The 13585-nt window shown below is 59.3% G+C and carries 12 protein-coding genes and 2 pseudogenes; 8 read left to right on the top strand and 6 right to left on the bottom strand.

Annotation, left to right across the window (positions count from 1 at the left end):
* Positions 1 to 182: 182 nt before the first annotated feature.
* Positions 183 to 1244, bottom strand: a pseudogene (locus tag OKW43_RS40805) (YncE family protein).
* Positions 1241 to 2536, bottom strand: a complete 1296-nt coding sequence (locus tag OKW43_RS40800) for an MFS transporter (protein WP_429454466.1) — start codon at positions 2534 to 2536, stop codon at positions 1241 to 1243. Before OKW43_RS40800 ends, OKW43_RS40805 begins: the two are co-directional and overlap by 4 nt.
* Before the next feature lie 831 nt (positions 2537 to 3367).
* Between OKW43_RS40800 and OKW43_RS40795 the strand changes: the two genes are divergently transcribed.
* From OKW43_RS40795 to OKW43_RS40780, 4 genes are all read left to right on the top strand, one after another.
* On the top strand, positions 3368 to 3784 hold the full coding sequence (locus tag OKW43_RS40795) for a cupredoxin domain-containing protein (protein WP_429454464.1): 417 nt from the start codon (positions 3368 to 3370) through the stop codon (positions 3782 to 3784).
* 658 nt (positions 3785 to 4442) lie between these two features.
* Positions 4443 to 5948, top strand: a complete 1506-nt coding sequence (locus OKW43_RS40790; RefSeq protein ID WP_312893001.1) for a DUF4331 domain-containing protein — start codon at positions 4443 to 4445, stop codon at positions 5946 to 5948.
* Positions 5949 to 6059: 111 nt separating this feature from the next.
* The gene (locus OKW43_RS40785; protein ID WP_429454462.1) at positions 6060 to 7214 is read left to right on the top strand and encodes a hypothetical protein; all 1155 of its coding nucleotides are present in this window, start codon (positions 6060 to 6062) and stop codon (positions 7212 to 7214) included.
* A 53-nt stretch (positions 7215 to 7267) separates the two neighbouring features.
* Positions 7268 to 8344, top strand: a complete 1077-nt coding sequence (locus tag OKW43_RS40780) for a HupE/UreJ family protein (RefSeq protein WP_312893000.1) — start codon at positions 7268 to 7270, stop codon at positions 8342 to 8344.
* Between the two features lie 29 nt (positions 8345 to 8373).
* On the opposite strand, the gene OKW43_RS40775 is transcribed toward OKW43_RS40780, so the two are convergent.
* The 4 genes and pseudogenes from OKW43_RS40775 to OKW43_RS40760 form a co-directional block, all read right to left on the bottom strand.
* The gene (locus OKW43_RS40775) at positions 8374 to 9000 is read right to left on the bottom strand and encodes a HupE/UreJ family protein (RefSeq protein ID WP_187639103.1); all 627 of its coding nucleotides are present in this window, start codon (positions 8998 to 9000) and stop codon (positions 8374 to 8376) included.
* Positions 9001 to 9003: 3 nt separating this feature from the next.
* Complete coding sequence (locus OKW43_RS40770) at positions 9004 to 9618, bottom strand: HupE/UreJ family protein (protein WP_429454460.1); 615 nt, start codon at positions 9616 to 9618, stop codon at positions 9004 to 9006.
* Positions 9619 to 10272: 654 nt separating this feature from the next.
* On the bottom strand, positions 10273 to 11454 hold the full coding sequence (locus tag OKW43_RS40765) for a TIGR03118 family protein (RefSeq protein ID WP_187639102.1): 1182 nt from the start codon (positions 11452 to 11454) through the stop codon (positions 10273 to 10275).
* 147 nt (positions 11455 to 11601) lie between these two features.
* A pseudogene (locus tag OKW43_RS40760) lies at positions 11602 to 11956 on the bottom strand (IS30 family transposase); the annotation flags it as partial.
* A 59-nt stretch (positions 11957 to 12015) separates the two neighbouring features.
* On the opposite strand from OKW43_RS40760, the gene OKW43_RS40755 reads away from it, so the two are divergent.
* The 4 genes from OKW43_RS40755 to OKW43_RS40740 all read left to right on the top strand — a co-directional run bounded on the left by OKW43_RS40755 (position 12016) and on the right by OKW43_RS40740 (position 13567).
* The gene (locus tag OKW43_RS40755; RefSeq protein WP_120295467.1) at positions 12016 to 12252 is read left to right on the top strand and encodes a FitA-like ribbon-helix-helix domain-containing protein; all 237 of its coding nucleotides are present in this window, start codon (positions 12016 to 12018) and stop codon (positions 12250 to 12252) included.
* The gene (locus tag OKW43_RS40750; protein ID WP_429454457.1) at positions 12239 to 12655 is read left to right on the top strand and encodes a type II toxin-antitoxin system VapC family toxin; all 417 of its coding nucleotides are present in this window, start codon (positions 12239 to 12241) and stop codon (positions 12653 to 12655) included. Before OKW43_RS40755 ends, OKW43_RS40750 begins: the two co-directional genes overlap by 14 nt.
* Before the next feature lie 12 nt (positions 12656 to 12667).
* Positions 12668 to 13003, top strand: coding sequence for a nucleotidyltransferase family protein (locus tag OKW43_RS40745; protein ID WP_429454455.1), 336 nt, complete (start codon positions 12668 to 12670; stop codon positions 13001 to 13003).
* A gap of 246 nt (positions 13004 to 13249) precedes the next feature.
* Positions 13250 to 13567: a hypothetical protein gene (locus tag OKW43_RS40740; protein ID WP_187639099.1), complete on the top strand. Its 318-nt coding sequence runs from the start codon at positions 13250 to 13252 to the stop codon at positions 13565 to 13567.
* Positions 13568 to 13585 lie beyond the last annotated feature (18 nt).

Raw genomic sequence — 13585 nt, 5'->3', positions numbered from 1 at the left:
CGCCTTCGTAAGAGTTCGCGTCGGGCATCCCGTATCAGTCGGACGCATACAAAGTCATCCTGTCCTGTCGGCCAGCATGCGATCGCTTACGTCGGAGCAGCAGCGAGGGCTGAGGTAGCAGCCAAAAGTCCCGCGAGGATTGAGCGCATTTTTGTGTCGATGCTCCTATGTCCGTCATCGTTTCACAGCGACGGCAAAACCCGCCGGGGCGCCATGACGCGCAGCACCGGACGTCCGTCGACGTTCCTCAGCGGGAAATAGGCGCGATGCGTTGATGGATCGACACTAACCACATGCGCGTTGGGCCCGATGCGACCTTCGCCGATTTTCGACACGGTTGAGAGACCCACGGTAAACATCGACACGATGCCTGCTTCGCCAGCAACATAGAGCGTGCCCGGACCTGGATCGAAGGCGAGCACATTGGGATCACCGCCAACGTCGAATGACTAGACGACATGCCTGGTGAGCAGGTTCAGCGTCAGCAGTCTGTGGTTGCCTTCGCACGCGACGAACGCGAGGTGTCGTTGCGCAACAATATAGAGGCCGTGGTTGCCGCGTGCGCCCGGCAGGTCGATCCGGGCGACGATTGCGTCGGTCGATGGATCGATTTCGACTAGTTGTCCTCGCGACTGGACATTGACGAAGATGTGACGGGATGTTGCATCGTACTGGGTGTTGCCGACTTCGCCTCCCAAAGGGATCGCATTGGTGCGGCGATTGGATTGGGTATCGATCACAGTTTCAGTCCCACCTGTCTCGTCCGATACATAGAGTTTCCGGGTGTCCGGTGCATATGCCATTCCGTCCGGATAAACGCCACCCTGCATACGTGCGGTGATTTTCAGGGTGGCCTCGTCGATAGCAACAACTTCGTTCGTGCCGGTCGCCGACGCGTACACGCGGGACTGTGCCGGTACCACCAGGACGCCATGAACGGCGGCAATGTTTCCAATGCGGGCGACAACAGGTGAGTTCTGCGTGTCGAAGACGATTACTTCGCTGTCGCCGAGGTGTGCGATGAACAGCAGATGCCGGTCAGGGTCGTAGCTCTCGTAATCGAGCCGGGTGGCGCGACCTGGCAGCGGGATGTCGGCGACGTGCGTCAACGGTAGTTCGACCGTGGGTGGAGTGCCGGCAGCGGTCGCGCTGTGATGGACGACCAGTGCCGCAATTTCGACCATCAAAAGAATGACGAGCAACATCGCAGCCCGGCGACGGTTCGTGCCGATATGTTCTTTCATGACGAATCTCCGTCGGGCCTGACGTGACGAAATGCGGCGAGCAGCGAAAGATCGTAGGCAATCTTCAGCGCGCCGCACGCGACTAGCGGAGCACTGAGCCACCCAAGGCCCAGCAATACTCCTGAAAGGGTGGGCGCGAGCGCTGCAGCCAGGCTTCGCGGAATCGCGGTAAAGCTCGCCGCTGCGGGACGCTCCCCGGGCGTGACGACCGACATCACGTAGGCGCTGCGCGTGGGCACGTCCATCTGTGAAAGAGCACTGCGTGCGAGGAGCAGCGCGAGGGTCAGCGTGAGGGAGGGCGAAAACGCTGCGACAATCAGGCATACGCTCGAGGGGATATGCGTAAACACCATCGTGTTGAGCAGGCCGATCCGGCGCGACAACGGTGCCGCGGCCAGTTGAGAGCCGGCGCTAAGCAGCCCTGCCCAGAAAAAGAACTGGCCGGCTGCGCCGAGCGAAAGGCCGAACCGCTGGACCAACCACAAGGTCAGCAGCGAGTTGACGAGAAGTCCGCCCGCAAAGGCGTCAACGCTGAAGAGCAGCGCAAGGCACGTGACGATTCCGCGTGAAGGCCCAAGCGGCACGCGCGGCGTGTCGATCCTGGACTCGCGTGCCGGCAGACGCCGGTAAAGGAGCAGGATCACGAATCCTGCCGTCGCGTAGACGGTGAACATCGCGCGTATCGCCGTGAGTGGCGAAACGCCCGAGTGGACGCTGATCGAATCGGGCAGGCCAGCCGCGAGGGAGCCGACTGCGGCGGACAGTCCGCCGATGAGGCTATATCGTGCAAACAGGGCGGTTCGTGCGTCACGCGTTGCGGATTCGGCGAGCCTTGCATGCTCGAGCGGAAGAAACAGGCTGACATCGCCGGAACCCGGGTTCAGCGTGCCGATGAACGCGACGACGAGTAGCGGCCACAGCGAAGACAGGCCTGCGAAACAAAGACCTGTAGCCGTCATCAACACCGCCGCGAAGAGCAACAGGCCCCGCTGTGCAAAGCGATTGCCTACGAGACCCACCAGGGCCGTCGCAACGGCCGATCCGAACAACGTGGTCGTGCTGATGAGCCCGACAGCCAGTTGCCCAAAGCCGAGCGCCAGCAGATATCCGGGTAGCAGCACCGCGATAAAACCATCGCAGATGCCGCGCAGTCCACGGGCAACAAGCAGGATCGAGGCGCCGGGGTCGACGCCTTCGGGACGGAGCAATGTAGACAGCCGTGCCCTGACTGCTCGCTTGGCCGTGCATTGAGGTATGCGCATCGTCCTTGCACCATGTAAAGAGTGCGTCATAGAGGAGCATGCCACAACGCCACTGTTCGTGACCGTTGGCAGAGGTACATGACAACCCAATGGATATCGCTAAGGCCAGTTGCTTCCGGGACAAGGTTTTTGGATATCGAACGCATTACCTTCAAAAGGTCGCGGTCGATGCAACGACAATCGCCCGAGACGATTTAAAAACGGGATGCGCAACTCTTTGATTGTCCTGTAGCTCGCGAAATATGCCCGACGTTCAGGCCGTTGCTTGGCGGGCGCTGAAGTCCGACAGGCTCCTGGTAGCCACCCTTTCGGGCTCCAGACGCGAGATCTCGGGCTGACGTCAAGCGTCGGAGAGATTCTTCGCCGCGAGCTTCGCCACGTCGAATGATGGCTGCGGGGCGCGACTGGAAAGTAGCGCGTTGGCGAGCCAGGCAGCACGTCGGTGAACCGGGAAGCCACTCCGATCGTTCGAATCGTTTGTGTTCTCCGCCACGGCGCGTGCCGGAAAGCGACTTCCCACGCGACATCGGGCGGAATATTTCGAAGCCCACTCACGTTCTATTACCGAGGTTCGCCTGCACTGGCGAGCACGGTCCTTCATCCGCGATGAATTCACGCGCGCAATGCGTGCAAGCCTGCTTGCACCGTTGCGTGAAGGCGAAGCGATGTGCACCGCGAACAGTGGTCTCCAGCGGCCACGACGATGACGAGGGTTCCTAACCATGCATATTGGCGAACGTGCCTACTGAGGCGCGACGGTCATCGAGAGAACAGTTGCTCCACTAGCCTTCGGAGCCGGCGAACCCGGCACCGTGGTTCAACGCGTCTTGCGGCAACGCGGCCCTTTCGAGGAGAAATATCATGATCGACAGAAACCATACTGCGTTCGTGCTGGCGGCGATTGCGCTCGGCGTTGTGCCGCTGAGCGGTCATGCGGACGAAACGATCCATGTCAAGCTAACGGACAACACGATTCAACTCGATCCCGGCACAGCGAAGGCCGGACGCGTCACGTTCGAGGTGAACAACGCAGCGAACGGCAATACCGAACATGAGTTCGTGGTGCTGAGGACAGACGTGGACGACGCGCATCTGCCCGTCCACAAAGGCCTGGTTACGGAAAGCCGGTTCAAGAAAATGGGCGAGGTGGAAGACTTGGCGCAAGGTTCGACCAAGCGCCTGTCATTGAAGCTTGCGCCAGGACGCTACGTGCTGATTTGCAACCGGCCGGGGCACTATGAGATGGGCATGCACACATCGTTCGTCGTTGCGCGCTGAGGCGAAGCACAATTGTCCTGTCGTTGCAGCACATCGATAGCGACGCGCTACTTTGCAACGCCCGTGGGAAAGGCTCTGGTCGAGCGGATCAGCCCCTTGATTCCAACAGCCGGAGTTCGACGATGATCAGTCATTTGGCGATCGAATGCCCACCGGCTGCAACGGGTCGTGAGTGTGAGTCGTCTTCGAAATCGGAAAACAGCGAAACTGGAGAGTTACAAGAGAATGCTGAGCAAACAGTTGGCGGCCGGTGGTGGCCCGCGTTCTTCATTGCCTCCGCATGCTGCCCGCGGCCATGTTCGACCTGCGCGTTGTAGCTGCAGCCCAACAACCTTGTTTTCAGCATGAGGTTCCTGGACTACAGCCTCGGCTGCGAATCCAGCAACAGCGGCAATCGCCTGTTTCAGTCTTTTGTGGTGTCGGCCAACTTTTCTTGCACCTCGTCTGAGAAAGCAGGATCGTGAATACCCCATTCTCAACCGGTCCAAGGTATTTTTTATTTAAACGAATATGCAGATCGTTGAACGCGCGCCATCAACCCGCGCATGCGGGGTTTGTACCTAAACCAAATCCACATCGTTGCGTCGAATCTTTCCTATATTGACAGTGTCCCCCTGTGGGCAAAACGGTTGCGACGTCATATCTTTGAGGGGCTGCCATGCTTACTTCGAGATTTAAAGATCGGCCGGTCTACGTCGCGTCAAGGCAGGTGCTTGGCGCCGCACTACTTTTGTGCGCCATGGGCGGCACCTACGCATCGAGCCATCGTGAGGCGCCGCTGATCGCAACGATGCCGAAGGTCGATGGCACTGACTTCTACATGTTCAACAGCTACGAACCGAACCGACGCGGCTATGTGACGCTGATCGCCAATTACTCGCCTTTGGAGGATGCCTACGGCGGCCCGAATTATTTCGCCCTCGACCCCGATGCACTATACGAAATTCACATCGACAATGTGGGCGATGGGAGAGAGCACCTGACGTTTCGGTTTCGTTTCAAGAATACGGTGGATAATAAAGCACTGAACGTCGGCGGCAAGCAGGTGGCAATTCCTCTCGTTCAGGCGGGCCCGGTGTCTGTGGGCGATTCATCGAACTTGAACGTCAACGAAACGTACACGCTCAAGGTATTGCGTGGCACCGATCACGACGAGTCTGGGGAAGTGGTCACGGGCCCGGGCGGCATTACGACGTTCACCAAACCAACGGACTTTATAGGGACCAAGACGTTTGGCAGTGTAAGTGGTTATGCCAGCTACGCGCGGCAATATGTTTACACGATCAACATTCCCGGGTGCGGGGCTCCCGGTCGCGTTTTTGTGGGCCAGCGAAAGGAATCGTTTGCGGTGGCGCTCGGCAAGACGTTCGACCTGCTTAACCTTAATCCTCTGGGTCCCCGAAACGGGAACCAGAACGATCTGGCTGACAAGAACATCACCTCGATTGCGCTCGAACTGCCGACCCATTGTCTGACTGGCGACCACCGCAACCCGGTCATCGGTGGCTGGACGACGTCCAGCATTCGCCACGAGCGACTGCTTGCTTTAAATCCAGGTAGCGTGAACCACACGCCAGAAACATCAGCGGGGGGCTGGACGCAAGTTTCCCGGCTCGGGATGCCACTGGTCAACGAACTCGTGATCGGCCTGAAGGACAAGGACAAGTTCAACAATTCGAAGCCGGCAAACGATGGGCAGTTTGCGGACTATGTGACGAATCCCACGCTTCCGGCGCTGATAGAGAGCCTTTTCCCCGAGGCCAAAGCGCCTACCAACTTCCCGCGCCTCGACCTGGTTTTCACGTTCCTGACAGGATTTCAGGGACTTAATCAGCTAAGAACGGTCACGCCGTCCGAAATGTTACGTCTGAATACGTCCATTCCGCCCACACCCAAAGGCAGTCAGAATAATCTGGGCGTCCTGGCCGGCGACAATGCGGGCTTTCCAAACGGACGACGGCCAGGGGACGACGTCGTCACCGCGTCCCTCAGGGTCGTGATAGGCGTGCTGTGTACAGTCAATAATCCCCGAATCTTTGGCTGCTCGCCTTCCGACGCGCCAGCCGGAGCGGCGCCGCTGACAGACGGCGCAGCAATCAACGACGGCGTATTCGACAATGCTTTCCCTTATCTGACCACGCCGATCCCTGGTGCGATAAATTGATGACAGACCAGGCGCAACTTGTATAAGTCAGTTCGAGTCACCATACGACGCGTTCTTTGGGGAGCGTGTCTCTTCGCTGGGTTTGGAGGTGCGTCGGTTGACGCGGCTCCCGTGAGACCGCAACAGGACTCGCAGGTTCTGGAGACGCTCCCGCCCCGTGCGCACGATGCACTTAATTCGTCCATTGTGAGCATGCACGGGGCACTGGTCGCGGACGGCTACAACTTCGACCTTGCGGCCGAACTCGCGAAGCGCCACCTGGAGCGATTTCGGCGTGATCAGGATCCGCGCGACCTCGGTCAGGCCGAAGCCGCAATCGAACCGTGGCTCCGGCAACCAGACCCGCCGCCGCGCGCGTTGGTGTTGCGCGCCAGTGTTCGGCAAAGCAATCATTTCTTTGCGAGCGCAATCGATGATCTCGACCGTGCAATTCGCGCCCAGCCCGACAACGTGGAGGCGTGGCTGATCCGTGCGAATATCCTGCAGGTGCAAGGCCGCTATCTGGACGCCAGGCAGAGTTGCGGCCGCCTCATATTGATGAATACCGTCGTCGCCGGGATCTGCCTCGCCAATGTAGCGGCCGTCAGCGGCACGCCCGAGCAGGCTTCTCTCCTCATGCAACGCCTTGCCGCGCAGATACCGCCGGCAGATCCGCTCTACCACTGGCTGTTGGTCAGTCAAGCCGAAATGGCGGTCTGGATGGGCAGGCAGGAAGCCGCCGAACAGTTTTTTCGCAAGGCGCTGGCTGTTAATCCGCGCGACGCGTACCTTAAAGCTGCCTGGGCTGACTTTCTGCTCGACCGGAACCGGCCGAAGGAGGTCCTCGCCCTGCTAGCGGGCGACATCCGCAACGACAACCTGCTCCTTCGCCTGGCACTCGCAGAGAAACAGGCAGGGCTGAATGAAGATCTGGCGCGTCATGTCGAAGACCTGGCAAGCCGCTTCGCGGCGTCCGCCGAACGGGGTGATCGAGTGCATCTGCGCGAGGAAGCCATTTTCAATCTGAAACTCCTTGATGATCCGGAAAAAGCGCTCAGCCTGGCCGAGGCCGACTGGCAGGTGCAGAAGGAGGTCGCGGATTGCCGGATCTTGATGGAGGCGGCGGTCGCCGCGCGGCAGCCTGCCCGTGCCGCTCCCGCGATGCTGTGGCTCAACACCGCGCGATTGCGCGATCCGGAATTGACGAGACTCCAGGCGCGGTTGGCTAGCCTTGTCTTCGGGGCCCGCTTCGCGATGCTGGCGACGCACATCGACTCCGTCGCATGAGACGGCGAGCGTTCGCGTGGCTTGCTCTCTTCGTGTTGTGCTGGGCCCCTACGGTGCACGCCCACAAGCCCAGCGACAGTTACTTAACGCTTACAGTCGACGACAAAACGATTGCGGGCCGATGGGATATCGCACTTCGCGACCTGGACAATCCACTCATTCTCGACGCCAACGGGGACGGCAAGCTGACGTGGGGCGAGGTCCGAATCCGCGAAGCAGACATTAAGTCGTATGCGTTCACGCGGATCAAGTTGACGGGTGACGGACAGGCGTGCGTGATTCATCCCGGCAACATGCTGATCGACCACCACAGCGACGGCGCATACGCGGTGCTGGAATTCAATGCGAACTGTCCAGTTCGTCCGAGCCAGCTTGGCATTGACTATCGTTTGTTTGCTGATGTGGACACGCTCCACAAAGGTCTCGTGCACGTCGTGAGCAAAGGCGCGACCACCACAGCGATTCTTGGACTTGATCATCCGCGTGAGATCCTGGACATACGCGGGAAGGGGCTCGGCCGCACATTCATCGATTTCGTCGGGGAGGGCATGTGGCATATCTGGCGCGGCGTCGACCACGCCCTGTTCCTCCTGTCACTGATGTTGCCGGCGGCTTGCGTGTTGCATGGAAAAAAATGGCGCCCTGCCGACTCTCCGCGTGCGGTCGCGATCGATGTATTGAAGCTCGTCACCGCCTTCACTGCCGCGCATGCCATCACGCTGTCACTTGCGACGCTGCACGTCGTCGCGTTGCCGTCTCGGTGGGTGGAAGTCGCTATTGCGATGACGATTCTGCTGTCCGCACTAAACAATATTGTGCCGCTGGTGCGGGCGCGCCGCTGGCTGGTCGCGTTTGCTTTCGGCTTGATCCACGGATTCGGTTTCGCGAGCGTGCTGACCAGCATGGCCCTCCCCACGCCCCATCTGGCGGCAGCCCTCGCCGGTTTCAATATTGGTGTGGAAATGGGACAGATCTCGCTGGTCTTGCTGCTATTGCCAATTCTTTACATCTATCGTTCGAGTCTCTGGTTTCGCCTGGCAACGCTATACGGCGGATCGGCAGTCATCACCGCTTTCGCAACAATGTGGATTTATGAACGAACGACCGGGCTGACAGTGCTTGCACTGTAGAGGCCCGCGACGGCCATGGACGTGACCGCTCACGAAAGCAGCAAAGCGCGTTGACTGAGACTGAGTGCGAGAAGACCGATCGCCGCGACCCAACTGCCCGCGACGCGCACTGCGATGGCGATCCAGGTTGGCCGTAGCCGCAGCAAGAAGGACGTCGCAGCAACCGTATAGGCCGTCAGGATGAAGCTCGCGAACGCCATGCCCGCTATGAAAACGCCTGGGCGGATCTGGCCAATAATTGCTGACCCGTTTGCGTACCCGTGGCTCTGGCCAAACACGACCGCTAAAATCAGGATCAGCCATGACGGAAGCGTAAATGCAGCCGCCAGGAGGGAACCCAGCAGTACGGCCGAGACAAGGTTGAACAGGAATATGCCGTGCAAGTCCGGAAAGGAAAGGGCGGTGGACGCGCCGGCCGCCATTGCTGCCGGAAACGCCCAAAGCACGAACTCGCATCGCTTCAGGCCGTTTTGCCCTGCCAAGGCGCCGAGCACCAGCATGGGTAATACATGTTCCGGCGACATCAGCGGATGCAGCATCCCGGCGTAAAAGTCGCCCGCGCCTTGATAAACAGCGTGCGCTTCGGCTGACGCAACAAACATCAGCGCAATCAGACCGCAAGCCGCTGACCAGACCACCCGGCGCAACGCACGCATGCGTCACGCTCCCCGAATCGCGTACGTGAGGAAATACACGCCGCAGCTGGAAATGAGGGCTCCGCCTGTTCTCAGCGCGTAGCCGCCAACCTTCCAGCGATTGATCGTGCCGATCAGGATGCCAAGTGCATGAAGTGTGCCGGTGGCCGCGACGAAGCCGATCGCATAGGTCATCGCATTCGCGGATCCAGGCAGTTCCGCGCCGTGTGCGTGTCCATGGCAGATGGCGAACGCGGCAACCAGCAGACCCGCAAGCCAGAGCGGCGGAGTCAACGCAAGCGCCACCGCCGCACCGAGCGAGAGTGCCGACAAGGCAATGCCGACCTCGATCCCCGGAATCGGGACCCCCAGGGCGCCGAGAACAGCGCCGAAGGCCATGACGATCGGGAAGGTGATCGGCAGCACCCAGATCGCAGGTTTCCCCAACTGCGCACCCCACAATCCAACTGCAACCATCGCGACGACATGATCCAGGCCAGAAATCGGATGCTTGAATCCGGCGAGCAAGCCACCGGATATGTCGCCTTGGCCCGTATGCGCAAACGCAATGACGGGAACAAGACACCCGTATACGAATGCAGGCGCAGCATGGAGAGCGCTTCGCATGTCGAAAGTCATGATGATCCTTTCGCGGGGTCTGCACGTGACAGGCACCGGATCGCACACGGCTTGGAGGTAAATATTTTCGGCCTCATGGAAGCGTCCGCTGGGATAATTCCGCGAGCCTGTTTGGCGTTCTCCACACTATACGTCGCTCGAAGTGAGTCGCCAACGTGTCTGTTCGGCAAACGGGTTCCGGGGAGGTCAGGCCGCTCGGAAGACCGGAGAGGTTTCATCGGCTACATCCAGGAACGCCGCCATCGTGTCCGGTCATAACGATTGAATCGGGACGCGGTTGACCGACACGGCGCGCAATGGCAGGCATCCTGCAAGAACATCTTCAGCCACTCACCAGCGATTCTTGGCTGTCCGCTCAACGCTTTTACTATCGGTCGCGATGACTTCCGCGCGAGGTATTTCCGCAACCTGCTAAGCCTAGTAGCCACCCTTACGGCTTCCAGGCTCGAGATCTCCAGCTGACGGCAAACGTCGCATTCGCGACTCCCGGACGAGGCCGCGGTCTGCGGTGGGTACGACGATCAATGTGGGAGAGGTCTACGCTCTCGATGTTCGTGAGGACACCCACAGTCCCTTTGCGCTGCACGACCCACTTTCTGGCGGTCACGAGGTCGCCGCCAGGAAGCTGCGCAGGGAGCCACGCGTGACTGCCGGCTATTGCCTGTGCTCATGTGCCTTGGAGGCGCTTGTTGGAGTTATGGTACCGAACAGTCCATTGGTCTCTTTGTTAGGACCTGCCGAGAAGTACAGCGTGTCTGAACTCGAATTGCGGCCGCCACCGAGAGTCAAAGTCCACAACCCGTCGATAGCCAGTGGATTGCCGTACGCATCCTCCAGCTGATCGACGAACCTGCCGTCATTGTCAAAGACATTGATTCGGCCATCGCCGAAGTTGCCAATCAGGATCTTGCCGCTGAAGCGGCCGAATGCAAACGACGCGCGCGTGATCGCCCAAGGCGAGTTGAGCGGCCCTCGGCTGGCGAAGCGGCGCAAGAGGTGGCCATCTGTATCGAACACATCGACGAATCCATGACCGCGGCCCGCATCATCGTCGTGCTTCTGATCGCCCTGCTTGGCATACGTGACGAAAAGGTCGCCATCGATGTTCGCGATACCAAACGGCGCGTAGCCGGCTGGGATGTCCGGGTCCGCGAAGCCGCCGTCCGTCGTCGCGGGCGTGAACAGGCCGTTCGTGCCGCTCGGCCCGAATACATCGATCCGGGCTGAGCGGAAGTTCGTCGCAAAGAGGAATCCGCCTTTGGCGTTCACACCGAAGACGAGCCCCTTGTAGACGGCCCCGCTCGCGGCGGACGGAGAGGACGAGTTATCGACCGCGATCACGGCGTTATTCGCCGGATTCAACCCGCCGGCCCACGCGGAAATCGTGCCGTCTTCCGTTGCGAAGATGAATACGGCCGGGATCTTGGTACCTGGCACGAGAAACGCCGACGAAGGATTCCATACAATCCCGGTTGGCGCCGCGGGCGTGGGATTCGGTGGACTCTTGGGAAGGACCGGATGACAGGCGCCGGCCGGTATGACGTTGCCTGGCAGCGGGATGGACACCTGCAGCGTCGTCACCTTTGTCCCCTCGCCGTCATACAGCGTCGAGCAGCCTGTGGCATTGTCGTTGATCCAGAATGGACTTCCTGCCGGACTAAAGGCAATACCCCAGGCGTTCTGCAGTACCCCGTCGACCTTCGGGGCAGCGCCTGCGACGTTGGACACGAGCGGTGTGACGACATAGGCATCGTCAGCGGCGGCATGCGCGATTGTGAAACCGGCGGCGAGGACAATCATGGCCGCCGCTTTGAGACCCCTAGAGACCTGAGACATGTCTACCCTCCTTCGTCGAACTGGTGAGAAATTGCTCCGCGAATTAGCGCCAGAGAAGGCTAAACGACCGCTGTACTTCAAATATTCCCGCTGTACTTCAAAAGTTCCACCCGCCACCCGGTCGAATGGCGCGATAGGGTGGCGGATTCAACCGGTGGATGCAATAGTTCGATGGAATCGTTCGGCGGGCGGTCTCGTAGTCCAGCGTCTTCCTTGGACGCTCATTCAGTCGCCTTGCCACAGCGTTGAGTTTGGCCTACGAATACATTGACAGGTCGGTGCCCTTGGGGAAGTACTGCCTTAACAACCCATTCGTATTTTCGTTCGAGCCGCGCTGCCATGGATGCTGGAGATCGCTGAAGTACACCTGGATATCAGTGGCCACGGTAAAGCGTTTGTGCCCGGCCATCTTCGTTCCCCGATCCCATGTCAGCGACTTATAGAGCTCCTGCGGTAGTTTGGAGGCGTGTTTGATGAGTGCATTGGTGACCGTCTCGCTATCATTGCTTGCAATCTCTGCCTGGCATGCTATCATTGATAACAACTGAGCAAGGAGTAGATATGGCGAACCTTTTGGTACGTGGAGTGGATGACGCGCTTGTTCAAAGCTTGCGCGAGTTGGCGGCTGCTCATGGCCGCAGCTCGGAGGCTGAGCACAGGGAAATTCTTGCCAGAGCGCTGCGGCGACCGAAGCGAAAGAGCTTTGCGGAAGTGTTGATGGCCATGCCCGATGTGGGCGAAGACGCGGATTTCCAGCGCGTTGACGACGCGGGTGAGGTCGCGCGTGTATTTGATTGATACGAACGTCATCAGTGAAGCAAGGAAGCGCGATCGCGCGAACAGCGGCGTCAGAAAGTTTTTCAGACAGGCGGCAAAGAGCGACGCCGAGATTTACATGTCAGTCGTGACTGTCGGGGAACTGCGCCGGGGCGTTGAAATCGTCAGGCACCGGGGCGACGTCGCGCAAGCGGCGTTGCTTGACGCCTGGCTTCAAACGATCTTGATTGAGTACGCGCAGAACATCCTCCCGATTGACGAGGACGTTGGACAGGTTTGGGGACGTCTTCGTGTGCCCCATCCCGAGCACCTCTTGGATAAGTTGATTGCGGCAACGGCTTTGATTCACGATCTAGTTGTCGTAACGCGGAACGTTGACGATTTTTCGGCGACGGGTGTTCGTCTGTTGAACCCATTTGAATAACGGAAAAGCACGATGATCGAAGACGCTCTGTTTGATGCGATGCGCGCGCTTCGCTCATGGGCCGAGACCCAGCCCCACGTTCGACGCTTGTGGGTGTTCGGGAGTCGGCTGAAGGGTACGCATCATGTTGTCAGTGACCTTGACGTTGCCATGGAAATTGATGCGGTTGGATACGACGAAAGCGCAGCGGTCACGTGGGTTGCACATCACTTGGAGTGGGAGCGCACGCTCACTCCGCTGACAGGCTACAAGGTCGATCTCAACGAGTTCGATTCGAGCAATCGCATGTCCAACGTCGTCTCTTACATTAGCTGTTGTGCGGCGCTTGTCTACGCTCGCGCAAACTGATTCACGAATCGGAAAACGGCAAGGACGCGTGGACGCCGCTGCTTGAAATCGCTCGCGAAGCATAGGGACACCCCGCCATAGCGGCGAAGGTCCTTGAGGGTGTGCGGCGCGACGTGCAGGGAACCGGAAAGTGTTGGGTTAGCGCACAGCAGGCTCTAGAATCGAAAGCAAGAACTTGAAGGGACTGCCGGGAACGGACGAGAAGTAGTAGGTCAAGAGGTGAACTTCTTCAATAAGGAATGCGTGATGAAAAGGTTTCTCGCTGCGCTCTCCATTCTCATTCTGCTGTCGCCACCGACATACGCCCACGGTGGATGCATTAACGAAGGGAGGATATACGTCGCTGCCGCATTTCATCGAGACAAAGGTCTGTCTCCACAACAGGCCTTCGATTCGATAAACGACCAAGAAAATCCTTCAGCTGGCGATACTTGGGCGAGCGACGGCATTCCCGACGCATTTATCAAACACGCAATCAATCTCGTCTATTTCGACCCGAAGTTTGCCCATGCTAGCGGTCAAGAGGTGGCGCCGTTGGTTCGGACAGTCAGATCGAATTTATAAGTGGAAGCGCCGGGGTCA

Source organism: Paraburkholderia sp. WC7.3g, assembly GCF_050436345.1.
GTDB lineage: Bacteria > Pseudomonadota > Gammaproteobacteria > Burkholderiales > Burkholderiaceae > Paraburkholderia > Paraburkholderia podalyriae.
The sequence above is the reverse complement of the archived record's forward strand: the minus strand, read 5'-3'. Positions and strand labels throughout refer to the sequence as shown.

What these genes read in the sequence shown, in the direction of transcription:
- OKW43_RS40800 (WP_429454466.1), bottom strand. Translation starts at nt 2,536, where the DNA reads ATGACGCACTCTTTACATGGTGCAAGGACGATGCGCATACCTCAATGC.
- OKW43_RS40795 (WP_429454464.1), top strand. Translation starts at nt 3,368, where the DNA reads ATGATCGACAGAAACCATACTGCGTTCGTGCTGGCGGCGATTGCGCTC.
- OKW43_RS40790 (WP_312893001.1), top strand. Translation starts at nt 4,443, where the DNA reads ATGCTTACTTCGAGATTTAAAGATCGGCCGGTCTACGTCGCGTCAAGG.
- OKW43_RS40775 (WP_187639103.1), bottom strand. Translation starts at nt 9,000, where the DNA reads ATGCGTGCGTTGCGCCGGGTGGTCTGGTCAGCGGCTTGCGGTCTGATT.
- OKW43_RS40770 (WP_429454460.1), bottom strand. Translation starts at nt 9,618, where the DNA reads ATGACTTTCGACATGCGAAGCGCTCTCCATGCTGCGCCTGCATTCGTA.
- OKW43_RS40765 (WP_187639102.1), bottom strand. Translation starts at nt 11,454, where the DNA reads ATGTCTCAGGTCTCTAGGGGTCTCAAAGCGGCGGCCATGATTGTCCTC.
- OKW43_RS40755 (WP_120295467.1), top strand. Translation starts at nt 12,016, where the DNA reads ATGGCGAACCTTTTGGTACGTGGAGTGGATGACGCGCTTGTTCAAAGC.
- OKW43_RS40745 (WP_429454455.1), top strand. Translation starts at nt 12,668, where the DNA reads ATGATCGAAGACGCTCTGTTTGATGCGATGCGCGCGCTTCGCTCATGG.
- OKW43_RS40740 (WP_187639099.1), top strand. Translation starts at nt 13,250, where the DNA reads ATGAAAAGGTTTCTCGCTGCGCTCTCCATTCTCATTCTGCTGTCGCCA.